This is a genomic window from Epibacterium sp. MM17-32, from assembly GCF_022348205.1.
Taxonomy (GTDB): Bacteria; Pseudomonadota; Alphaproteobacteria; order Rhodobacterales; family Rhodobacteraceae; genus Epibacterium.
Genome location: NZ_JAKRFC010000009.1, coordinates 117,376 through 138,695, shown reverse-complemented (window position 1 = coordinate 138,695; position 21,320 = coordinate 117,376). Strand labels below are relative to the sequence as shown.

At 62.3% G+C, this 21,320-nt stretch carries 18 protein-coding genes and 1 tRNA gene; 5 read left to right on the top strand and 14 right to left on the bottom strand.

Annotation, left to right across the window (positions count from 1 at the left end):
• From MHM88_RS15790 to paaZ, 12 genes are all read right to left on the bottom strand, one after another.
• Nucleotides 1-504, bottom strand: a 504-nt coding sequence (locus tag MHM88_RS15790) for a UTP--glucose-1-phosphate uridylyltransferase (protein ID WP_239367375.1), incomplete at its 3' end; no start/stop codon positions are given.
• A gap of 183 nt (nt 505-687) precedes the next feature.
• A complete protein-coding gene (locus tag MHM88_RS15785) occupies nt 688-2,163 on the bottom strand; it encodes a mannitol dehydrogenase family protein (protein WP_239367374.1) in 1,476 nt (491 codons plus the stop codon).
• Nucleotides 2,163-2,933, bottom strand: coding sequence for an L-iditol 2-dehydrogenase (locus MHM88_RS15780; RefSeq protein ID WP_239367373.1), 771 nt, complete (start codon nt 2,931-2,933; stop codon nt 2,163-2,165). The genes MHM88_RS15785 and MHM88_RS15780 overlap by 1 nt, the downstream gene beginning before the upstream one ends.
• On the bottom strand, nt 2,930-3,937 hold the full coding sequence (locus tag MHM88_RS15775; protein ID WP_239367372.1) for an ABC transporter ATP-binding protein: 1,008 nt from the start codon (nt 3,935-3,937) through the stop codon (nt 2,930-2,932). Before MHM88_RS15775 ends, MHM88_RS15780 begins: the two co-directional genes overlap by 4 nt.
• 12 nt (nt 3,938-3,949) lie before the next feature.
• Nucleotides 3,950-4,780, bottom strand: coding sequence for a carbohydrate ABC transporter permease (locus tag MHM88_RS15770; RefSeq protein WP_009176252.1), 831 nt, complete (start codon nt 4,778-4,780; stop codon nt 3,950-3,952).
• 15 nt (nt 4,781-4,795) lie between these two features.
• A complete protein-coding gene (locus MHM88_RS15765) occupies nt 4,796-5,662 on the bottom strand; it encodes a carbohydrate ABC transporter permease (RefSeq protein WP_239367371.1) in 867 nt (288 codons plus the stop codon).
• Nucleotides 5,663-5,767: 105 nt separating this feature from the next.
• Nucleotides 5,768-7,078, bottom strand: coding sequence for a sugar ABC transporter substrate-binding protein (locus MHM88_RS15760; RefSeq protein ID WP_239322766.1), 1,311 nt, complete (start codon nt 7,076-7,078; stop codon nt 5,768-5,770).
• Between the two features lie 129 nt (nt 7,079-7,207).
• Nucleotides 7,208-8,239 carry a LacI family DNA-binding transcriptional regulator gene (locus tag MHM88_RS15755; protein WP_239367370.1) on the bottom strand — a complete coding sequence of 344 codons (1,032 nt, stop codon included), beginning with the start codon at nt 8,237-8,239 and terminating at the stop codon, nt 7,208-7,210.
• Nucleotides 8,240-8,404: 165 nt separating this feature from the next.
• Nucleotides 8,405-10,711 (bottom strand): methyl-accepting chemotaxis protein, encoded by a 2,307-nt coding sequence (locus tag MHM88_RS15750; protein ID WP_239367369.1) that lies wholly within the window; start codon nt 10,709-10,711, stop codon nt 8,405-8,407.
• A 382-nt stretch (nt 10,712-11,093) separates the two neighbouring features.
• Nucleotides 11,094-11,170: transfer RNA gene (locus MHM88_RS15745), tRNA-Met, on the bottom strand.
• Between the two features lie 126 nt (nt 11,171-11,296).
• Nucleotides 11,297-12,133: a PaaX family transcriptional regulator C-terminal domain-containing protein gene (locus MHM88_RS15740; protein ID WP_239367368.1), complete on the bottom strand. Its 837-nt coding sequence runs from the start codon at nt 12,131-12,133 to the stop codon at nt 11,297-11,299.
• 77 nt (nt 12,134-12,210) lie between these two features.
• Nucleotides 12,211-14,241, bottom strand: coding sequence for a phenylacetic acid degradation bifunctional protein PaaZ (paaZ, locus tag MHM88_RS15735; protein WP_239367367.1), 2,031 nt, complete (start codon nt 14,239-14,241; stop codon nt 12,211-12,213).
• Nucleotides 14,242-14,399: 158 nt separating this feature from the next.
• Here paaZ and paaG point away from each other — a divergent pair, with 158 nt between their 5' ends.
• From paaG to MHM88_RS15710, 5 genes are all read left to right on the top strand, one after another.
• On the top strand, nt 14,400-15,185 hold the full coding sequence (gene paaG, locus MHM88_RS15730) for a 2-(1,2-epoxy-1,2-dihydrophenyl)acetyl-CoA isomerase PaaG (RefSeq protein ID WP_239367366.1): 786 nt from the start codon (nt 14,400-14,402) through the stop codon (nt 15,183-15,185).
• Between the two features lie 9 nt (nt 15,186-15,194).
• Complete coding sequence (paaI, locus tag MHM88_RS15725) at nt 15,195-15,644, top strand: hydroxyphenylacetyl-CoA thioesterase PaaI (protein ID WP_239367378.1); 450 nt, start codon at nt 15,195-15,197, stop codon at nt 15,642-15,644.
• A gap of 35 nt (nt 15,645-15,679) precedes the next feature.
• Entirely contained in the window at nt 15,680-16,990 is a 1,311-nt protein-coding gene (gene paaK / locus MHM88_RS15720) for a phenylacetate--CoA ligase PaaK (protein ID WP_239367365.1), read from the top strand.
• A gap of 6 nt (nt 16,991-16,996) precedes the next feature.
• Nucleotides 16,997-17,593 carry a TetR/AcrR family transcriptional regulator gene (locus tag MHM88_RS15715; RefSeq protein ID WP_239367363.1) on the top strand — a complete coding sequence of 199 codons (597 nt, stop codon included), beginning with the start codon at nt 16,997-16,999 and terminating at the stop codon, nt 17,591-17,593.
• Between the two features lie 199 nt (nt 17,594-17,792).
• A complete protein-coding gene (locus MHM88_RS15710) occupies nt 17,793-18,053 on the top strand; it encodes a glycine zipper 2TM domain-containing protein (RefSeq protein ID WP_239322773.1) in 261 nt (86 codons plus the stop codon).
• Between the two features lie 159 nt (nt 18,054-18,212).
• On the opposite strand, the gene MHM88_RS15705 is transcribed toward MHM88_RS15710, so the two are convergent.
• Together MHM88_RS15705 and trpS are read right to left on the bottom strand one after the other, a co-directional pair.
• Nucleotides 18,213-20,075 (bottom strand): OmpA family protein, encoded by a 1,863-nt coding sequence (locus tag MHM88_RS15705; RefSeq protein WP_239367361.1) that lies wholly within the window; start codon nt 20,073-20,075, stop codon nt 18,213-18,215.
• A 133-nt stretch (nt 20,076-20,208) separates the two neighbouring features.
• Entirely contained in the window at nt 20,209-21,237 is a 1,029-nt protein-coding gene (trpS, locus tag MHM88_RS15700) for a tryptophan--tRNA ligase (RefSeq protein WP_239322775.1), read from the bottom strand.
• Nucleotides 21,238-21,320 lie beyond the last annotated feature (83 nt).

Here is a 21,320-nt window from a genome sequence, read left to right as displayed (position 1 = left end):
CTTCTCGGGCGCGACTTCCATCGCCGCCACCATATTGCCGCCGGTTTCCTCATAGGCTTCGACCATCTGCTGCAGGCAGGGTTTGTCCGCCGCGATCACATCGTCGGGCAGCATGACCGCAAAGGGTTCATTGCCGATCAACCGGCGCGCGCACCATACGGCGTGCCCCAGACCAAGAGCCTGATGCTGGCGGATATAGGCGATGGCGCCGGACTCCATATTGGTGTTCTTCAACACCGAGAGCAGCTCGTCCTTGCCCTTTTTGCGCAGCTCCTGCTCCAGCACCGGCGCATGGTCGAAGTAATCTTCCAGAGCACCCTTGCCGCGCGAGGTGACAAAGATGAATTCCTTGATCCCCGCCGCGCGCGCCTCGTCGATGGCGTATTGCACCAGCGGCCGGTCGACCAGGGTCATGATCTCCTTGGGCACGGATTTGGTGGCCGGCAGAAACCGGGTCCCGAGACCCGCAACCGGAAAAATGGCTTTGGTTACTTTTCTACGCATTCAATCACTCCACCAATGTTCTTATGCAGCCGCTGCAATTGCCTCGTGCGCCCCGGGTCCAAGACCGTGGCCCTTCCCACCAGCATAGTGGCAAATCCCGATCTTCCAAACACTCTGGCAAAAGATTGCAGGCGGCTCAAAGGGTGAGCCGCCTATACAAAAGAACAGGGTGTAGATGATGAATTAACGGGCAGTGTAATGCTGCAATGCGGCGCGCGTGCCCTGGTCCCAGATCATCCGGAGCCAATCGGCAAAGCAGGCCGCGAACCGGTCATTCCGCGACAGGTCCCCGTAGAGCCCGGGCTGTGCCAGCCACGCCCGAGGATCCTGGCGTGCCGCCTGAGCGTTCAGGGCGAGCGTCTCCCACCGCGGATCATTGGGCGAAATGTCGCTGCCGTCTTCGCGGGTGCCGGCGCACATGCGCGCCCACAGCGCCTCGACCAGAGCGATCCCGCTGATCGAACCACCGGCATCGAGCGCATCACGCAGCACCGGCAGGATAAATCCGGTGTGGCGCGACGATCCGTCAAACGCCACCCGGCGGGTGGTGTCGTGGATCGCGGCATTGGAAAACCGCGCAGCAATCAGCGCCACGTAATCCGTCGGCGTGATCTCCGGCACGGGATGCACATAGGGGGCGATTTCCTCGGACTGGACCTTGTGAAAAAGCGCGGCGATGTCGGGATCCCTCATGCAGTCCGCAATGGTTGCACAGGACAGCAGTTCGCCCGCATTGGCGATAACCTGATGGCCCGCGTTCAGAATGCGGATCTTCATGGTTTCATAGGCGTGCACCGCATCGGTGAAGGTCGCGCCCACCGCATCCCAATCGGGGCGGCCCGCGCAGAAATCATCCTCGATCACCCACTGGCGGTAGGGCTCATGCGTGACCGGCGCCGTGTCGGCAACACCCATCGCAGCAGCGCGGGCGATTTCGGCCGGGCCGGTCGCCGGCACGATGCAATCCACCATGGAATTGGGAAAGCTGCACTGCGCGTTGATCCAGTCGGCCAGGTCGGTGTTGATCGCGCGGGCAAGGCCAAGCACGATCTGACGGGTGATGTCCCCGTTGCCTTGCAGGTTGTCGCAGCTCTGCACGGTGAAGGGGCCGTGGCCCGCCGCGCGCCGTTGGCCAAGCGCAGCGACGATCGCGCCAAAGGCGGTACGCGGCGTGGCCGGGTTGGCGATATCATGCTGGATGTCCGCGTGGCCAAGATCAAAACCGCCGGCGTCGGGCTCCTGATAATAGCCGCCTTCGGTCACGGTCAGGGCGACAATGCGGATCTCAGGCCGGGCCATGGCGGCGATCAGCGCGCCGTTGCCCTCCTCGATCGGCAGGTAGTCGATCATCGAGCCCACAACCTCTGCCGAGGTGGCGTCGGGCGACAGTTCGATCAGCGTGGTCAGGCAATCCTGCGCCAGCAAACGGTCGCGCATGGCGGCGTCATAGGGGCGCACGCCGGCACCCAGGATCGCCCAGTCATGGGCCGCCCCCTGCTGCATGAGCCGATGCAGGTACCAACTCTGATGGGCGCGGTGAAAATTGCCGAGCCCGATGTGGACGATGCCGGGTGTCAGGGCTGTGCGGTCGTAGGTCGGGCGGGCGATGGCCTCGGGGAGGGAGGCCAGCGTTGCATTCGAAAGAGACAGGGCGTTCATCAGCTCATCCAGTTCCCACCGTCGACATTATAGGTCTGGGCCACCACGTAATCGGCGTCCTGGCTGGCCAGAAAGATGGCCATGCCGGTCAGATCGTCTGCGGTGCCCATACGGCCGAAGGGGACGGCGGCGCCGACCTCTTGTTTCTTCTGGCCGGGGGCCTTGTTTTCATATTTGGCAAAGAAGGCATCGACGCCGTCCCAATGTTCGCCGTCCACCACGCCGGGGGCGATGGCGTTCACGTTTATGCCGTGCTGGATCAGGTTCAGCCCCGCCGATTGCGTCAGGCTGATGATCGCCGCCTTGGAGGCGCAATAGACCGCCACCAGCGGCTCGCCCCGGCGTCCGGCCTGGCTGGCCATATTGATGATCTTGCCGCCGCCACCGCGGGCGATCATATGCTTTGCCACCGCCTTCATCATGAACAGCGTGCCGGACACATTGATGTCGAAGGTGCGGGCAAAATCCGCGCGGGTGATCTCGATCAGGGGTGCAGCGGTGAAAATCGCCGCGTTGTTGACCAGAATGTCGATGCGCCCAAGCGCCTCCGTCGTCTGCGCGATACAGGCGTCGATGCTCTCCTGCCGGGTCACGTCAAGCTCTACCGCAACGGCCTTGTCGCCAAGCTCCGCGGCGGTCTCGCGGGCACGCGCGGTGTCGATATCGGCGATGGCGACCTCGGCGCCTTCGCGGAGGTAGGCCTCGGCAAAGGCGCGACCGATGCCACGCGCCGCGCCGGTGATCAGGGCTTTCTTGCCATTCAGCCTCATTGCGCGATCCTCAGACCCTGGGCGTCGAAACGATGGATCACGTCACTGCGCGGGGTCAGGCTGACCCGGTCACCGTGGCGAAAGCCCACTTCGCCATCCGCACGCACGGTGATGGTTTCGGCCAGTCCCGTGTCGTGGATGTGAAAGAACGTGTCCGATCCCAGGTGCTCGGACACCGAGACCACACCGGACCAGGGCCCGTCCCCATCGCTGATGGAGATATGTTCGGGACGTACGCCGATGGTGTCGGCATCGTGTTTCGCCGCCTCGGGACCGGTGATGAAGTTCATCTTGGGCGAGCCGATAAAGCCTGCGACAAAGAGGTTGCGCGGGCTGTGATAAAGCTCCAGCGGGCTGCCAACCTGTTCGATGTGACCGGCGCGCAGCACCACGATCTTGTCGGCCATGGTCATCGCCTCCACCTGATCATGGGTCACGTAGATCATGGTGGTCTTCAGCCGCTCGTGCAGCTCGGAGATCTCCAGCCGCATGCCGACACGCAGTGCCGCATCGAGGTTGGAAAGCGGCTCGTCAAACAGGAACGCCGCAGGTTCGCGCACAATGGCGCGGCCAATGGCGACGCGCTGGCGCTGACCACCCGAAAGCTGGCCGGGTTTGCGTTCCAGATAGTCGGTGAGATTGAGCGCCTTGGCCGCGGACTCGATCCGGCGGTTCTGTTCCGCTTCGTCGATGCCTGCCATTTTCATCGGAAAGGCGATGTTCTTGCGCACCGACATATGCGGATAGAGCGCATAGGATTGAAACACCATGGCAAGGCCGCGTTTGGCGGGCGGCGTCAAGGTGGCATCCTGCCCGTCGATGCGGATCTGGCCGGAGGACACGTCCTCCAACCCCGCGATCAGCCGCAGGAGCGTGGATTTACCGCAGCCCGAGGGGCCGACGAAAACTGTGAATTCGCCGTCTTCGATGGTCAGGTCCAGCGGCGGGATGACCTCAGTTGCACCAAAGCTCTTGGTGACTTTGTCGAGTGTAATACGTCCCATAGTTCGTCGTCCTTATTTCACAGCGCCAAAGGTCAGGCCGCGCACAAGTTGTTTCTGGCTGAACCAGCCAAGGATCAGGATCGGCGCGATGGCCATGGTGGAGGCCGCGCTGAGTTTTGCGTAAAACAGGCCCTCGGGGCTGGAGTAGCTGGCGATAAAGGCCGTAAGAGGCGCGGCTTTGGCGGCCGTCAGGTTCAGCGTCCAGAAGGCCTCGTTCCACGCGAGGATGATGTTCAACAACAGCGTGGAGGCGATGCCGGGGATCGCCATCGGCGTCAGCACATAGAGGATTTCTTCTTTGAGGCCTGCGCCATCCATCCGCGCCGCTTCGAGAATTTCGCCGGGGATTTCCTTGAAATAGGTGTAGAGCATCCAGACGATGATCGGCAGGTTGCACAGCATCAGCACAATGATGAGGCCAGTGCGGCTGTCGAGCATCCCAAGGCGGATGAAGATCAGATAGATCGGGTAGAGCACACCCACCGCAGGCAGCATCTTGGTCGAGAGCATCCACAGCAGGATATCCTTGGTGCGTTTGGAGGGCACAAAGGCCATCGACCACGCTGCCGGGATCGCGATGATAATGCCCAGAACGGTGGAGCCGCCCGCGATCGCGATCGAATTCCACAGAAAGCGCATGTAGTCGGAGCGCTCTTGCACCACGGCGTAGTTTTCCAGCGTCCAGTCAAAGAAGAAGAACAGCGGCGGGTCATTGATCGCCTGCGCCTCGGTCTTGAAGGAGGTCAGGATGGTCCAGAGGATCGGGAAGAAGATCAAAAGACCAACCGCCCATGCGGCGACGGTGTTGATCGCCTTGCGTTGTTGGGTCACGGAACGTGCCATATCAATGGTCCTCCCTTACGCGTCGAGGTTCTTGCCGACGATGCGCATCAGGAATGCGGCAACGATATTGGCAAGGATGATGGCATAGACACCGCCGGCGGAGCCGAGGCCGACGTTCTGGCTTTCCAGGACACGCTGGAAGATCAGATAGGTCAGGGTGCGGGTGCCAAAGGAGCCCTGGGTGGTCACAAAGATCTCGGCAAAGATCGACAGCAGGAAGATCGTCTGGATCAGAACCACAACGGTGATCGCCCGGCCAAGGTGGGGCAGGATGATATAGCCAAAGCGGGCGAGGGGGCTTGCGCCATCCATCTCTGCTGCCTCAAGCTGCTCACTGTCGAGCGACTGGATCGCGGTCAGCAGGATCAGCGTCGCAAAGGGCAGCCACTGCCAGCTGACGATCAGGATGATCGACTGCATCGATGCCTCGGAGAGCCAGGAGATCGGCTCCGCGCCGAAGAATGTCCAAAGATGCGCAAAGAGCCCGTTCACGGGGTCCATGAACATGTTCTTCCAGACCAGTGCCGACACGGTTGGCATCACGAAAAAGGGTGCAATTACAAGGATTCGCACGATCCCCTGACCCCACATCGGCTGATCCAGAAGCAGCGCCAGCAGCACGCCGAAGACGACGGTGATGGCCAGAACGCCGCCGACGATCACAAGCGTCGCCTGCACGCTGGGCCAGAAGGCAGAGGACGAGACAAAACGAACGTAATTGTCAAAGCCGACCCAACCCAGATCGCCGCCCCTCAGGGGGAGATACTTCTTGAACGAGAAAACAAGGGTCATTGTCAGCGGAACGAGCATCCAGCCGAGCAGCAGGATGACGGCCGGGGCCATCATGATGCGCGCGGCAGAGCGGGAATGCTGGGTTGCCATGGGGGACTCCTCATCAGACAGGCGGCACCTGTCCGAAGACTGCGATAGAGAAAAAAAGGGCCAGGGTTCGCGGGGTGCGAAAGCCCTGGCCGAGGAGGAGTGACGTTAGTAGCCTGCGGCTTCCATTTCGTCGGTGGTGAGGGCCTGTGCTTTTTCAAGCGCCTCATCCACGGTTTGCTGACCGGCCAGCGCTGCCGAGAATTCCTGACCGACCTGCGTGCCGATGCCCGCAAACTCCGGGATCGCCACAAATTGCACGCCGGTATAGGGGACCGGGTCCACAGAGGGGTTGGTCGGGTCGGCGGCGTTGATCGAGTTCAGGGTCATCTCGGCAAAGGGGGCTGCGTCGAGATACTTCTGGTTCTCATAGAGCGAGGTGCGGGTGCCCGGAGGCACGTTGGCCCAACCTTCCTTGGAGGCGACCAGCTCGGTGTAGCCTTTGGAGGTGGCCCATTCGATAAAGGTCTTGGCCTCATCGGTGGCGTCAGATCCAGCCGGGACCGCCAGCGTCCACGCCCAGAGCCAGTTGCCGCGTTTGCCGAGACCATTGTCCGGTGCCAGTGCAAAACCGACCTTGTCGGCCACGGTGGAGTCGTTGGGGTTGGTCACAAAGGATGCCGCCACGGTGGCGTCGATCCACATGCCGCATTTGCCCTGCTGGAACAGCGACAGGTTTTCATTGAACCCGTTGGTGGACGCGCCCGGAGGGCCATAATTCGTCATCAGGTCCATGTAGAAGTCGAGGGTGGCCTTCCACGGCTCGGAGTCGAACTGCGGGGTCCAGTTCTCGTCGAACCACTTGGCGCCAAAGGAGTTGGACATGGCGGTCAGGAAGGCCATGTTCTCGCCCCAGCCGGCCTTGCCGCGCAGGCAGATGCCGTAGATGCCTTCGGCCTCGTCGGTCATCCCGGCGGCGGCTTCCCTGATGAACTCCCATGTGGGGGCTTCGGGCATCTCGAGGCCCGCTTTTTCCATCAGGTCGGTGCGGTACATCACCATGGAGCTTTCGCCGTAGAACGGTGCGGCATACAGCTCGCCGTCAACGGTCAGACCACCGCGGATCGCGGGCAGGATGTCGTCGGCGTCCCAGTCCGATGGCATGTCGTTGAGCGAGACCAGCCAGTCATTCTTGGCCCAGATCGGGACCTCATAGGTGCCGATGGTCATCACGTCGAACTGGCCGCCCTTGGAGGCGATGTCCTGGGTGACACGTTGACGGAGCACGTTTTCCTCAAGCGTGACCCATTCCAGTTTGATATCGGGGTGTTGTGCGGTGAAGTCGTCAGCCAGACCCTGCATGCGGATCATGTCGCCGTTGTTGACGGTGGCGATGGTCACCGTTGTTTCGGCCTGAACGGCGCCAGCCGCCATGACTGCAAGTGCAGATGCCGCACAAAGTGCGTTTCTCAGGTACATCCGTTTCCTCCCTAGTGTCTGGATGTTGTGCAGATACGGTAGGGGGAAGGTCCGGGTTTCGTCAATAAAATTTTTACGCGCGTAAAAATTAAGCGGTGAGGTCGATTTCTCAACAGCTTAGCAGCGTGACTACGCTGAACTGCGTTGGATCAGGGTGCCGGAGAACAGGGTGGTGATCCGCGTTTCGGCCCGCTCGCCCGATTCGATCAGGTTCAGAATCGCCTCGACGCTGCGGGTCGCGATGGCGGCGTAATCCTGCGCGACGGTGGTCAGCGGCGGGCAGGTGAAACGTGCGTAAGGGTGGTCGTCGTGTCCGGCGACACGAAGCGCGCTGCCGTTGCCACGCCCGACCCGAAGCCCGCATTCATAGGCGGCCGCCAGGAAACCGATGGCCAGGCGGTCATTGGAGCAGAGCACGGTGTTGGTGCCCAGCTCGCGCCCTTGTATGGCCTGCAACCCGCCCTGATACCCGATGTCCTCAAAGTTCCAGGTGTCGCCAGCCACCTGCACCAGCTGTGGCGTCTCGCCCAGGCGTTCCATCGTTTCGACATATGTGTTGCGCCGTTTGTAGGCGTTTGGGTTCGTGGGGGTCCGCATCTCGAAAAACACCGGCGGCTCTCCGGTGTCGCAGAGGTATTTCACCATCATTCCAACGCTCTGCGGATTGTCCAAGCCAAAAAAGGCCTCGCCGAGGTCCCCAATGGAGTTGTCAAAGAGAACGGTCGGAACATCGGCGCAAAAGCGTTCGATCGCCTCCGCGTCAGAGGTGCGGCCCAGCGGTGCCAGCAGCACACCCGCCGGGCGGATCGAGCGCAGCGACTCCAGGTTGTCGTTTTCCTGTTCGGTTTCGCCGTGCGAACTGAGCAGGATCGGGCGGAAGCCCCCCGCAATGACCAGATTCTCGATCACGCGGGCGATTTCGGCAAAGAACGGATCAGCGAGGAATGGCACCACAATGCCGATGTTCTTGGTCAGCCGGCGGTTCTGGTTCATGGCGTAGATATTCGGACGGTAGTCGTGCGTTTCCAGCGCCGCCTCGATCTTTTTGCGCGTGGAGGGACGCACACTGTCGGGATCATTGAAGTACTTCGACAGGGTTGGGCGGGAAATGCCGCTGACCGTGGCGAATTCTTCCATATTGCGGATTTTGGACTCCGACATGACATCATCTCCCGCTGGACGCCGCACTTCTTTCGGGCAATTTTGTGCTGTATGCCCGTTTAAAGTGCCGACAAATATTTACGGGCGCAAACTTAAGTTGCGCATCTAGTATAAGGTGATGTCCCTTTCCTGCAAAAAGCGCAAGCCGCGCGTGACCCCGGAGGGTCAGCCGGTGCCGCTGCGCGCGTCGGCGCCCGCCTCTGCACCGTCTTCGTCTGCGGGGGGCGTTGCGACCTCTTCCCATGTGGCGGGGGCGTCCGCGCTCATTGGGGCGTCGATCTGGAAACGCGCTGTCACCTGGGTCAGCGTGTTGGCCTCGCTCTGCAGCAGCTGGCTGGCGGCCGAGGCCTCTTCGGCCATGGCGGTGTTCTGCTGGGTCACGGCGTCAAGCTCGCGCATGGCGCTGTTGATATCCTCGAGCCCCTGAGACTGGTGCTGGACACCGCCGGCGATCTCGGACACCAGGTCGCTCACATCCGTGACCTGCTGAATGATGCTGGTCAGGGCGTGGCCGGCGCGATCCACCATCGAGACCCCATTGGCCACATGTTCTTCGCTGGCCGTGGTGAGGGCCTTGATCTCGCCTGCGGCTTCCGACGCGCGGCGCGCCAGATTGCGGACCTCGGATGCCACAACCGCGAAGCCCGCCCCGGCAGATCCGGCCCGTGCGGCCTCCACCCCGGCATTCAACGCCAAGAGGTTGGTCTGAAAGGCAATATCGTCGATCATGTTGATGATCTTGGAAATCTCGGCAGAGGCCTGCTGGATCTGGTCCATGGCCGCAACGGCAGAGCGGACGACCTCGTTGCTCTGTTCCGCTTCGCGCCGGGTGCCGCGCATGGTGGTATCGACCTCGGTGGCCTTTTCCGCCGTGTCGCGCAGGCGCTTGGTCAGATCCTGCATTGCGGTTGCGGTCTTTTCCAGCGTCGCGCCCTGGCTTTCCGTGCGTTCTGCCATCTCATTGGCGGCGGCGCGCTGCTCCTGCGAGAACCGGTCCACGTGCTGCGCCGCCTCGACCACCTCGCGCAGGGAGTGGCGCAGGTTCTGCAGGCTGCGATTGTAGTTTTCCCGCAGGGTTTCATAATGGGCGGCAAAGGGACGCTGGATTTCACAGACAAGATTGCCGTCTTGCAGATCCGACAGGGCCTGGCTCATTTCCTCGACAACAAAGTCGGTCTCCTGCCGGGCTTCGATTTCGCGCGCGCTGGCCTCGTCCGCCGATTTGAGCTTGTCCCGGAAGGTATCCAGGCTGCGGGCCAGATCCCCGAACTCATCGCCGCGTCGCAGGCCGGTGATCTCGACGTCATAATCCTCACTCGCAAGCGCGTTGGTGACGTCCCGCAGGCTGTGGATCGGCCGTGTGACCCGATTGGCAGCCGCCCAGGACACGCCAATGGACACCACGATCGAGGCACCAATCAGTGTCAGCACCAAGGTGCGGATGCGATTCACCATGGCAAAGGCGGTTTCCGCATCGGTCTCCATGACCAAGGACCAGTCAAACCCCTCGAGTTCCATGGGGATGACCACCGCGGTCGCATGCTCGCCGGAGGCGGTGATGACATCTTCGAACTGTCCGGCGGTTCCGGCGCGCGCAGCGGCGATATGCGGTGCGTCGGGCAGGGGGGCCAGCATCTCGAAGGCGTCCGGAACCACGCTTGGGCTGCGGGCGACGCCATCCGGGCTGACCAGGAAAATATTCTCATGCCCACGATCACTGAGGTTTGCGGTGAGTGCGGCTTGCACCATATCGGTGGCGATCCGAACCGCAATCACACCAACCGATGCCCCGCGTTTGTTCAGAACGGGCGAGGCCAGGAAGGCATCGTTGCTGCCCACCGGGCTGTAGGGTTCAAAATCCGCAGCCACCACGGTGCCGGGTTCGGCGTCCAGGGCCGCGGCCGCCACCCGGGCCAGCGCGCTTCCTGACAGCACGTCCCCCGTGATGTCTTCGGCAAAATCAGCCTGCTTGCGGGTGGAATAGACCACAAGCCCGGCCGGCGTGATCAGATAGATATCGGCATAGCCATTCAGCTCGGCGGTCTGCACAAAGGTCGGGTGATAGGTCACATGGGATTGCGTGTAATAGGAGCCATCGCCCGGATCGACCAGATCTGCCCGCTGCTCGATGGCATTGGGGTTGTCGGCAACATAGTGCTGCTTGAGGAAGCCGATCGGGTCGTCATCCTCGATCATGCCGATGACCCGTTCGAAGTTGTTCATCGCGCGGAATGTCGTCGGCTGGGCGGCAAGGTTGGCGACATCCCGTTGCGCCGCGCCAATGCTGAAGGCCAGGGCCTGGGCCCCCGCTTGCGCCTTGGAGGCCTGCGCCGTTGCGACATTCTCGCGAATGCTGCGATCTGCCAGTGTGTAGATCAGAAAAGAGACCGTGATCACAAAGGCGACCGTAAGCGCCACCATCAACAAGGGCAGTTTCAACTTCAGTGACACGGTTGAGAATTTAGGCACCACGTTGGGGTCTCCTTCGTAAAAGGCAGCGCACGACGCAACTATTAATGCCGGAAAAACGCTAATTTTGTGTTCGTAGAGCGTTTTTTATATATTTCAGCTACTTATGGAGATTTTACGGGTGTTGGATGGGCGCGACGTGCCATTTTGCGACAGGCAGACCTGGGCGGGGGCCATGTCAACCGGTGACGATCAGGAACAGCGGTGCCACAAGGAGACGGCAGCGCATCATTCCAGCTTTGATCGATACAATGCGATCAGCGATACCGTGGCAGCGGGGCCTGATGCTCAGGTCGATTCAGATCGAGAATGCACAGCCATAGCACTGTCGGCGCCACCGCGCCTCTGTCGTGCCATCTGTCTGGTAAGGCATATCCGGGAAGGGTGGTAGCGGAGGAGGGACTTGAACCCCCGACACGCGGATTATGATTCCGCTGCTCTAACCAACTGAGCTACTCCGCCGCTCGCTGTGTGGAGGCGATTTACGGAATGCCGCCGAGAGGGTCAAGGGCGAAATCAGCCAGAACCAGATTTTTGCAGGTTTTTTTTATTGCCGCTGTGTTTTGTTCATATTTTACAAAAGGATGGCTATGGGGCTGCGCGCAGTTGTTCTGTTGGCGGCAAGGGGTCTGCGGCCTCCAGATCACTCAGGTCCGGGCGGTCGAGCCGATCAAGGAGGGCAAAGACCTTCTGGCGGCAGGCCTCTCCGGCCCAATCGGCAGGATGAAAGCGCGGGGGCAGGCAGGGGTGGCGCAGCGCGATGCGGCGCCAGCGGTGTACGATCAGGGTGCGTAGGCAGGCGCGGCGCAGGGGGTCCAGCTCCGGCGGCTGGCCGAGCGGTGCAAGCGCTGCGTTCAGCGCTGCGCAGCTGCGGCGCAGGGGGGCAGGGAACAGGTCATCCTGAAGCCAGGCGGGCACCTGCGCAATGTCGGCCCGTACCACAAGCATGTCCGGCCGGGACGCGGTGTCGGCGCCGGAAGCAAGGCCAACCTGCCGATTGACCCGGATCAGGTGGTCGGGCGAGGTTTCCGAAAGGTGGTCCAGATGCTCCAGCCCTTCGGAGGTGCCAGCGACCAGAAGGTGCCAGTCCTTGGCGCTGCAGGGGGTGCGTGCATAGATGCGCGGCGTGACGCGGGCGGATTGGGCGCGACCATGCGGCGTCAACGCATGGCGAGACCCGCGGCCCTTGCGCTCGCTGTCGGTCCAGCCATCCTTGCGCAAGCGGTGAAGGGCGACGCGGATGGCCTCGGGCTTGATGCCGAGCGGGGTGATCACCCGGGTCAGCGCGGCGCTGCTGATACCGGCGTCCTCATCCTGCGCCATGTCACCGAGAAAGGAGATGATGATGGACCAGACCCTCTGGCCCTGCGGCTCTGCAAGCGCCGACAGCGCAGTGGAAAACCAGTCATGTGCGTCCAATGTCATGGGATTACGATAGGGGCTGGCGCGGTGCAGCACCAGCCCCATCGCAACATGGTGGCCTCACATGCGGGCGGGTGCGCTCAGAACGCAACCATCGTCAGCAACTCATATTCCGCCACCAGTTCGTCGTCCTGATTGGTGAGCGTCACGTGCCAGCGGATCTCGCCATATTCCTCGTTGCGCGGGGTCTTGGCCTTGACGGTGAGGCGCACCTTGATGCTGTCGCCCGGCACCACCGGTTTCATGAACCGCAGGTTATCAAGCCCGGTGTTGGCCAGAACCGGACCCTCGTCCGGCTGCACGAACATGCCCGCAGCAAAGGACAACAATAGATAGCCATGTGCGACGCGGCCCGGGAAAAACGGGTTCCGTTCGGCGGCGGCGTCATCCATGTGGGCATAGAACGTATCACCCGTGAACTGCGCAAAATGGGCGATGTCGTCGCTGGTCACGGTGCGCGGTGCGGTGTGCAGCGTCTCGCCAATGGCCAAGTCGCCAAAGCGCCGGGTGAAGGGATGCGCCGGGCCGGTGGTCTCCGGGCTGCCGGGCACCCATTTACCGGTAATGGCCGACAGGATCTCGGGCGAGCCCTGCACCGCGGTGCGTTGCATGTAGTGTTTCACCGCACGCACACCGCCCAGTTCCTCGCCGCCGCCCGCGCGACCGGGGCCACCATGCACCATATGGGGCAGGGGAGAGCCGTGGCCGGTGGATTCCTTCATGGAGGTGGCGTTGTTGATATAGACCCGCCCATGGAAGGCCGCGATATTCAGTGTCACCTCACGCGCCACCGCCGGGTCGGCAGTGATGAGCGAGGCCACGAGAGAGCCTTGGCCGCGATTGGCCAGTTCGGCGGCATGCGCAAGGTCGCGGTAGCCCATCACGGTGGAAACGGGGCCAAAGGCCTCGGTGTCGTGCACGTGGTGCGCGGCGTCGGGGTCGGCGCAATGAAACAGCATCGGCGGCACAAAGGCACCCTTGTCCTTGTCGGCGCCCTCAACGGTGAAGTCGTCGGGGTCGCCAAAAACGCGGGTGGCTTCGGTTGCGATCTTGGCGGCTTGCTCCAGCACATCACGTTTCTGCGCCGCGGAGACCAGTGCGCCCATACGGGTGCTGTCGGCGCGTGGGTCGCCAATGGTGATTTTGGCCAGCGCGGTGCTCAGCCCCTCGATAACGGCGTCAACCTGTGCGTCAGGCACGATGATGCGGCGGATGGCGGTACATTTCTGCCCCGCTTTGGTGGTCATTTCGCGCTGCACTTCCTTCAGAAAGAGGTCGAATTCCGCGCTGCCGGGTGCTGCGTCGGGGCCGAGGATCGACGCATTGAGGCTGTCTTGTTCCGCCACGAATCGTACGGAGTTTTCAACGATTGCAGGCGTTTGGCGCAGCTTCAATGCGGTCGCGGCAGAGCCGGTAAAGCTCACCACATCCTGACAGGTCAGCCGGTCCAGCATGTCGCCAATGCCGCCGCTTACCAATTGTAGCGCGCCCTTGGGCAGAAGGCCGCTGTCCAGCATCAGGCGCACGGCCGCCTCGGTGACGTAGCAGGTGGCGGTGGCCGGCTTTACAATGGCCGGAACACCGGCGAGCAGGGTGGGTGCGAGCTTTTCCAGCATGCCCCAGACCGGGAAGTTGAAGGCATTGATATGCACCGCAACACCTGGCAGCGAGGTGCAGATGTGCTGGCCCATAAAGCTGCCGTGGCGCGACAGTTGCTCGACCGCGCCGTCTGCATAGACGGTGCTGTCGGGCATCTCGCGCCGCCCCTTGGAGGCAAAGACAAACACCGTGCCGATGCCGCCGTCCACGTCGATCAGGTGGTCCTTTTGGGTCGCGCCAGTGTCAAAGCTCAGGTCATACAATTCCTGTTTGTGGGCGTCCAAATGCTGCGCCAGCGCCTTGAGCATGCGGGCGCGGTCATGGAAGGTCATGGCGCGCAGGGCGGGGCCGCCCGTATCGCGGGCATAATCGAGCATCGCTTGCACATCGAGCGTGGCATTGCCTGCGCGGGCGATCACCTCTCCGGTGATGGCAGAGGCAATCTCGCGTGCGCTGTTGTCCGGTGCGATCCATTCTCCGGCGGCAAAGCTCGCCACATCTTTCGGGCACATGTTTCGGGTCTCCCTGAAGTCTGTTGTGCAACGTGCCTGCGCCCGGTTTCGGGGCGGCCCATTTTCCTGATCAGATATATTGACCGTCCGGTCGGTTTATGCAAGTCTTTTCCCAATCGGGCGCTGGATCGCCCGCCGTGGGCGAGAGGGGAGGCATCATGGAACAGAGCATTCTGACACAGGATCACGGGACGTGGTGCGAGATCACGCTGAACCGCCCGGATCGGCTCAATGCGTTTACCGATGAGATGCATCTGGCCCTGCGTGCCGCCATTGAAGAGGCGCGCGATTCTGGAAAACGGGCGCTCTTGCTGACGGGTGCGGGGCGGGGTTTTTGCGCGGGGCAGGATCTGTCGGCGCGTAACCCGGATGCGGCGAGTGGCCCGGTGGATCTGGGCTATACGGTGCGCACGTTTTATGCGCCGCTGGTGAACCTGATCCGCGCGTTGGAGTTTCCGGTGGTCTGCGCCGTAAATGGCGTTGCGGCAGGGGCGGGGGCAAACCTGTCGCTGGCGGCAGACATAGTGTTGGCAGCGCAGAGCGCGAAATTCATCCAGTCCTTTGCCAAGGTCGGGCTGATCCCCGACACGGCTGGCAGCTATCACCTGCCGCGCCTGCTGGGCGAGGCCCGCGCCAAGGCGCTGGCACTGACCGGAGAGCCGCTGAGCGCCGAGCAAGCCGCTGATTGGGGGCTGATCTGGAAATGCGTTGCCGATGACGTGCTAATGACCGAGGCGCGCGCCCTGACGGCCAAGCTCGCCGATGGGCCGACGCTGGGGCTGAGCCTGACCAAATCGCTGATCCAGACCTCGGGGGCCTATACGCTGGCCGAGCAGCTGGAGCGCGAGGCGGATGCCATGAAAACCTGTGGTGAGAGCGCGGATTACGCCGAAGGCGTGCGGGCATTTCTTGAAAAGCGCCAGCCGGTGTTTCGGGGGGAATAAGCCATGACCATGACCGCAAAGACCCGGGCCGAGAAATCCGCCGCCGCCATGTGGGCCGACGATCAGGCGTCCAAATGGGCCGGTATGGGCATCGAACGCGTCGATGAGGGCAGTGCCGCGCTGGCCCTGACCGTCGAGGCGCATCACTGCAACGGCCATGGGATCTGCCATGGCGGTGTGATCTTCATGCTCGCCGACAGCGCCTTTGCCTTTGCTTGCAACAGCCGCAATCAGGCGACGGTGGCGCAGCACAATATGATCAGCTTTATCGCGCCGGGGCGCAAAGGTGACCGGCTTCTGGCCGAGGCCCGCGAGGTCTCGCTGACCGGGCGCAGCGGTATCTATGACGTGAGCGTCAAAAATCAGGACGGACAGCTGATCGCAGAAATGCGCGGCTGCTCGCGCGCCATCAAAGGGCATCTGTTTGAGGAAACCGATGCGCCTATGCCCCGCGATTAAGCGGCACCAGGACTATCCCGCGACGGAGGACGCCAATGATAGATTTGACACCCAACCGGTCAGACCTTGACCCGATCGAGATCGCGTCCATCGACGAGATCCGCAGCCTGCAACTGGAGCGCCTGAAATGGTCGCTGCGCCATGCCTACGACAATGTGGCGATGTATAAGGCGCGGTTCGACGCGGCTGGGGTACACCCGGACGATTTGCAAGAGCTGTCGGATCTGGCGAAGTTTCCCTTCACCACCAAGGGCGATCTGCGCGATGCCTATCCTTTTGGCATGTTTGCAGTGCCGCGCGAGCAGATCCTCCGGGTGCATGCGTCTTCCGGCACCACGGGCAAGCCCACGGTGGTGGGCTACACGCAAAAGGACATCGACACCTGGGCGGACCTTCTGGCGCGGTCCTTGCGCGCGTCCGGTCTGCGGCGCGGCGATATGGTGCATAACGCCTATGGCTATGGGCTGTTCACTGGCGGGCTTGGCGCGCATTACGGCATTGAACGCCTCGGCGCGACGGTGGTGCCGATGTCGGGCGGCCAGACCGAAAAGCAAGTGACGCTGATCGAGGATTTCCGCCCAGACGGCATTATGGTGACGCCGTCCTACATGCTCAACATCCTTGAGCAGTATCACCGCATGGGGATCGACCCGCGCAGCTCTTCGCTGAAGGTTGGCGTCTTTGGCGCGGAACCCTGGACCGATGCGATGCGCCGCGAGGTCGAGGCGGCCTTTGATATGCATGCGGTCGATATCTACGGCCTCTCGGAAATCATGGGGCCGGGCGTTGCCAATGAATGTGTGGAAACCAAGGACGGGCCGGTCATCTGGGAGGATCACTTCCTGCCGGAAATCATCGACCCGGAAACCGGCGCGGTGCTGCCCGATGGCGAGTTGGGCGAGCTGGTCTTTACCACGCTGACCAAGGAAGGCCTGCCGATGGTGCGCTACCGCACCCGTGACCTGACACGCCTGCTGCCGGGCACGGCGCGTTCGATGCGGCGGATGGCCAAGATCACCGGGCGGTCGGACGACATGATCATCCTGCGCGGTGTCAATGTCTTCCCCAGCCAGATCGAAGAGCAGATGCTGACGGTGGAGGCGCTCGCGCCCTATTACCAGATCGAGCTTTACAGCAAGGGCCGGATGGACGCGATGCGCATCCATGTTGAGGTCTTGCCAGCGGCCACTGCGCACGCGCAACGTGAGGCCTGCACCAAGCAGCTGGCCAAGCGGATCAAGGATATCGTTGGCATCTCGGCAGAGATTTCTGTAGGCGAGCCCGGCAGTGTCGAACGCTCGCAGGGCAAGGCGCGCCGCGTCGTCGACAATCGCGAGAAAGGATAGGCGCTCTTGGCCCGGACCATTGCCAAAGACCACGACCAAAAGCGCGCGCTGATCCTGTCGGCCTCGGCGCGGCTGTTTGCCGAAGAAGGCTATGACCGGGCCTCGATGACCCAGATCGCGCGCGCCTGCGGGATCTCGAAGGCCAATATCTACCACTATTACGAGGGCAAGGACGCGCTGCTGTTCGACCTGCTGGACAGCTACCTGCGCAGGCTGCGGGATCGGGTCTGCCAGATGGACCTGAGCGATCTAGACCCGGTGGCGCGGCTGAGATGTATCCTGACAGAGGTGCTCTTGGCCTATGAGGGGGCGGATCACGAGCACAAGGTGCAGCTCAACGCGATTTCGGCCCTGCCGGACCCACAACAGGAGCATCTGCGCGCCTATCAGCGTGAAATGGTGAAATTCATGAGCGCCGCCATCCGCGACGCCGCACCCGAGACGCTTGGTGCGGACAAGGGCAAGCTGCGGGCGGTCACCATGTCTGTCTTTGGCATGTTGAACTGGCATTACATGTGGAATGCCGATGCCGACACCGAAGACCGCAAAGGCTATGCCGATCTGGTCGCGCGCCTGACGCTGGAAGGGGTTGCGGGGCTTTAGGCTGCCGTCGATATACATCGGCAAGAGCTTGCTCGCGCCATGGCTCTTCTGGCCAAAAGCTTGGGAACATTCCGCGCCGCCCTACGTTTAGTCAAGGACGATTAACCATCACCGGGGTGGGGTTGAGGCGTATGTGGCGGCGATGGCCCTGCGTGGTTTCGGCCCTGTCTCCCCGGGAAATCAGAGAGGAGATGGGATTATGTCTAAGACTTCTGGCGTTCTTGCGGCGCTCTTTGCGGCCAGCGTGTTTGTGGCGGGCTGCTCCGACAATCAGGACATCAATGCGGTGACCGGCGCCTTGGCCGGTGCAGCAGTGGGCAACCAGGTCGGCTCCGGCAGCGGCAAGACGGCCGCGACTCTGATCGGCGGCGCCGTGGGCGCGCAGGTGGGGGCAAACGCGCCGCGTCAATGTACCTATCGCAACAGTGCAGGTCAGACCTACAAGGCCGCGTGCCCGTAACCTGCCTGGACCAAGATCAGATGACAGCAGCCGCTCCGACAGGGGCGGCTGTTTTTTGTCGCCCGCTGTGCGAAGGCCTTTGCAGCGGAACAGGATTGCAACAGAAAAAGCCCCGGCGCAGCGCCGGGGCAAATTGTGTTCGGGTCTGGCCGTCGCGGCTTACTGCCGGGACGCCAGCAGCGGTGTAATGCGGCGCACGGTGACACGCCGGTTGGCCCGTTCGGCGTCCAGCACTGGCACCGCCAGATCGCTTTCGCCATAGCCCTGAATGACCATGTTTTCCGGCGGCACGTCAAAATACTCGGTCAGCGCCAGCGCCACGGTTTCCGCCCGGCGATCCGACAGCGCGAGGTTATAGGTCGCCGCCCCCACCGCATCGGTGTGGCCCTCGATCAGGAACACCTCAGTTGGATTTTGCTCGACCATCTGGCGCAGCGCATTGCCAAGGTCCGTCAGCTCTTCGGCCTGCTCCGGGCGGATCACCGAGGAGCCGGTCTCAAACGTCACCTTGTCGACGTTGATTTCCGGCACCAATCGGCGCACCGCATCGATGTTGCGCACCTGTGCCAGCGAGAAACGACGGTCAACGCCTTCGGGCTGTTGCGCCGCAAGCGCGGCGGCGAGATCCTCGGCGGAGATGCTGCCATCGGTTGCGAAGGCACTCCGGCGCGGCGCCGCCTCGGGCAGGTCGGTCACCACGACCTTTTCGGCCTGTTGCGTGTCGTCGAACAACACCACCGTGCGGCCATCGGTCAGGGTCTTGCTGCGGCGCAACACACGGCCATCGGCGGCGCGGATGGTTTCGACCTCAATACCGTCGTCGCGCGTGACCACGGTGCGGGTGGAGCCGTCCTTGAACTGATAGGTCTTCACGTTCGACCCCGGCTGGCGCAGCAGGGCGTCGTCATTCTTGATGACGCGATACTGGCCGTCCTGTTCAACCACCGCGCGGTCCCCGCTGTTAGAGACCACGGTCTCGCCGGACTTCAGCAATTGGCCAACCGCAAAGGCGCCAAGCCCCAAGAGCGCGGCCTTTTCCAGTTTGGACAGGCCATCATCGGAGTCTGCTTCGGCGCTCGGTGCGGCAGGGGCGGCGTCTTCGGCCGCGGCGGTCTCGTTCACCTTGGTGTCGAATTCCTCCGCAGAGCTGCGCGCGGTGTCTTCGGTCACGGTCTCTTCAATCACCTCAGCTTCGGCATCCGCGTCATCCCCTGCTGCGGCAGCGGCAGTTGTTTCGGTCTGGGTGTCCGCCAATGCGTCGGCTTGTTCCTGACTGTTGCGTTCGGTGACTTCGGGGTTGTAAACAGGAGCGGTCTCGGCCACCTCAGCCTCAGCCTCAGCCTCAGCCTCAGCCTCAGCCTCAGCCTCAGCCTCAGCCTCAGCCTCAGCCTCGGTGGTGGCATCGGCGTTTTCTGCGGCCAGTTCCTCCGCTAGCGCTTCAGCGGGCTCATCGGTGGTTGGTTGTGCTTCAACTGCCGCGTCTGCGTCAGTCGCAGCGCCTTCTGTTTGATCGGCCTCGGCAGATTGCTCTGCCTCTGCGGGCTCTGTTTCAGCGGTGCTGTCGGTCGTCTCGGCGGGGGCGGTGGTGTCTTCAGCCTCCGCAGCAGAGGCCTCATCGAGGGGCGCTTCTTGCACCTCTTCGCCAGCGTCCGCTTCTGCTGCGGGTTCTGGTACAGCGTCTGCCGCCTCTTCCAGTTTCTGTTCGAGGTCGCTCACTTCCTCAGCGGCCGGTGCCAAGGCCGACAGGATGGAGCCGGACTGCAACTCAACCGGCAGCGCCTCATCATAGGTGCCTTCACCATATTCTGCGCAGAACGCGGCAATCGGGTCAGTCCCTTCGGCCTCTGCATCCGCCTCAGCGCCTTCTCGGCAACGCTCCACCAGCGCCGCGATTTCGGTTTCGCTCATCTGGCTGAGATCGAATGCTGCGTCGCCTTCAGTTTGGGCCACGACCGGCATCGGTGCCGCCAGCGAGGTGATGACGGCCAATGCGGTGGCCGATCTGAAGAATCCCGGTTTCATTGCGCGTCCTTTCCTGTGTCAGCACATGACTGTGACTGAAGAACGCAGGAACCGGACAAAAGTTGCATCACATATACGTAAGGGCCACCCTCTGGGCGGCCCTTGGCGTGTTCGGACGGCAGTGTTGCGCAGGTCAGATTTCGACCGGCGCAACCATGCCGACGATGTCGTAGGTCTTGCGCAGGATCGGTACGGTGATCTCGCGTGCGCGTTCGGAGCCTCGGGCGAGGATCTTGTCGATCTCGTCCTGATTTTCCATCAACCGGGCCATTTCGGTGGTGATCGGAGCCATTTTTTCAACCGCCAGATCCGCCAGCATTGGTTTGAACTCCGAGAACTGCTTGCCACCCACATCCGCCAGCACCTGATCCACCGATTGGCCGGACATGGCCGCGTAGATGTTGACCAGGTTGCGGGCCTCCGGGCGGTCCTCCAGCCCTTTGGCTTCCGAAGGCAGGGCCTCGGGGTCGGTTTTGGCCTTGCGGATCTTCTTGGCGATGGTGTCGGCATCATCGGTCAGGTTGATGCGGCTCGCATCAGAGGGGTCCGATTTCGACATCTTCTTGGACCCATCGCGCAGGGACATCACCCGGGTGGCCGCGCCCTCGATCACCGGCTCGGTCTCGGGGAAGAAATTCACACCGTAGTCGTGGTTGAACTTGATCGCGATGTCGCGGGTCAGCTCAAGGTGCTGTTTCTGATCCTCGCCCACCGGCACATGGGTGGCGTGATAGACAAGGATATCCGCCGCCATCAGCGCGGGATAGGCCAGCAGGCCGAGCGAGGCATTCTGCTGGTTCTTGCCGGCCTTGTCCTTCCACTGGGTCATCCGCTGCATCCAGCCCATGCGGGCGACACAGTTGAAGATCCAGGCCAGTTGCGCGTGCTCTGGTACCTGGCTCTGGTTGATCAGAATGGATTTTTCCGGATCAAGCCCGGCGGCGATAAAACCGGCGCACAGCTCACGGGTGGCCTTTTTCAGATCAGCCGGGTCTTGCCAGACGGTGATCGCATGCAGGTCCACCATACAGTAGATGGATTCCACATCCCGCGCTTGCCAGTCGACGAACCGCTTCAATGCACCGAGGTAATTCCCCAGATGCAGATTGCCCGAAGGCTGGATGCCTGAAAAGACACGCGGGGTGAAGCTGGTTTCGCTCATCGTCGAAAACTCCCGTCTGGAATTATGCACCATCGTCGCTTACCCATGGCGCAGAGTGTCGTCAACAGGCCTAGACCCGCAGA

Coding starts and splice junctions, on each gene's coding strand:
- MHM88_RS15785 (WP_239367374.1), bottom strand. CDS start 2,163: ATGAACGCCCTGTCTCTTTCGAATGCAACGCTGGCCTCCCTCCCCGAG.
- MHM88_RS15780 (WP_239367373.1), bottom strand. CDS start 2,933: ATGAGGCTGAATGGCAAGAAAGCCCTGATCACCGGCGCGGCGCGTGGC.
- MHM88_RS15775 (WP_239367372.1), bottom strand. CDS start 3,937: ATGGGACGTATTACACTCGACAAAGTCACCAAGAGCTTTGGTGCAACT.
- MHM88_RS15770 (WP_009176252.1), bottom strand. CDS start 4,780: ATGGCACGTTCCGTGACCCAACAACGCAAGGCGATCAACACCGTCGCC.
- MHM88_RS15765 (WP_239367371.1), bottom strand. CDS start 5,662: ATGGCAACCCAGCATTCCCGCTCTGCCGCGCGCATCATGATGGCCCCG.
- MHM88_RS15760 (WP_239322766.1), bottom strand. CDS start 7,078: ATGTACCTGAGAAACGCACTTTGTGCGGCATCTGCACTTGCAGTCATG.
- MHM88_RS15755 (WP_239367370.1), bottom strand. CDS start 8,239: ATGTCGGAGTCCAAAATCCGCAATATGGAAGAATTCGCCACGGTCAGC.
- MHM88_RS15740 (WP_239367368.1), bottom strand. CDS start 12,133: ATGACATTGGACGCACATGACTGGTTTTCCACTGCGCTGTCGGCGCTT.
- paaZ (WP_239367367.1), bottom strand. CDS start 14,241: ATGTGCCCGAAAGATGTGGCGAGCTTTGCCGCCGGAGAATGGATCGCA.
- paaG (WP_239367366.1), top strand. CDS start 14,400: ATGGAACAGAGCATTCTGACACAGGATCACGGGACGTGGTGCGAGATC.
- paaI (WP_239367378.1), top strand. CDS start 15,195: ATGACCGCAAAGACCCGGGCCGAGAAATCCGCCGCCGCCATGTGGGCC.
- paaK (WP_239367365.1), top strand. CDS start 15,680: ATGATAGATTTGACACCCAACCGGTCAGACCTTGACCCGATCGAGATC.
- MHM88_RS15710 (WP_239322773.1), top strand. CDS start 17,793: ATGTCTAAGACTTCTGGCGTTCTTGCGGCGCTCTTTGCGGCCAGCGTG.
- MHM88_RS15705 (WP_239367361.1), bottom strand. CDS start 20,075: ATGAAACCGGGATTCTTCAGATCGGCCACCGCATTGGCCGTCATCACC.
- trpS (WP_239322775.1), bottom strand. CDS start 21,237: ATGAGCGAAACCAGCTTCACCCCGCGTGTCTTTTCAGGCATCCAGCCT.